General features: G+C 68.3%; 1 protein-coding gene. It reads left to right on the forward strand.

What is annotated here, in order from left to right; translation table 11 throughout:
- Nucleotides 1-527 (forward strand): GTP-binding protein (locus CCN35_RS25375; RefSeq protein ID WP_169721389.1); only part of this gene is annotated, 527 nt, incomplete at both ends.

Genomic DNA, 527 nt, shown 5'->3' on the forward strand with positions numbered 1-527 from the left:
GCCAAGATCGTGGTGGCGGGCGGCTTCGGCGTGGGCAAGACCACGTTCGTCGGCGCCGTCTCGGAGATCAACCCGCTGCGCACGGAGGCCGTCATGACGTCCGCTTCGGCGGGCATCGACGACCTCACCCACACCGGGGACAAGACCACCACCACGGTGGCCATGGACTTCGGCCGCATCACGCTCGACCAGGACCTGATCCTGTACCTGTTCGGCACCCCCGGCCAGGACCGGTTCTGGTTCATGTGGGACGACCTGGTCCGCGGCGCCATCGGCGCGGTGGTCCTGGTGGACACGCGCCGCCTGGCCGACTGCTTCCCCGCGGTCGACTACTTCGAGAACAGCGGCCTGCCGTTCATCATCGCCCTCAACGGCTTCGACGGCCAGCAGCCGTACACCCCGGACGAAGTACGCGAAGCCCTGCAGATCGGCCCGGACATCCCCATCATCACCACCGACGCCCGGCACCGCGCGGACGCCAAGGCGACACTGATCACACTGGTCGAACACGCCCTCATGGCCCGGCT

Origin of the sequence: Streptomyces thermovulgaris (genome assembly GCF_002155915.1) — a bacterium.
GTDB classification, from domain to species: Bacteria; Actinomycetota; Actinomycetes; order Streptomycetales; family Streptomycetaceae; genus Streptomyces; species Streptomyces thermovulgaris.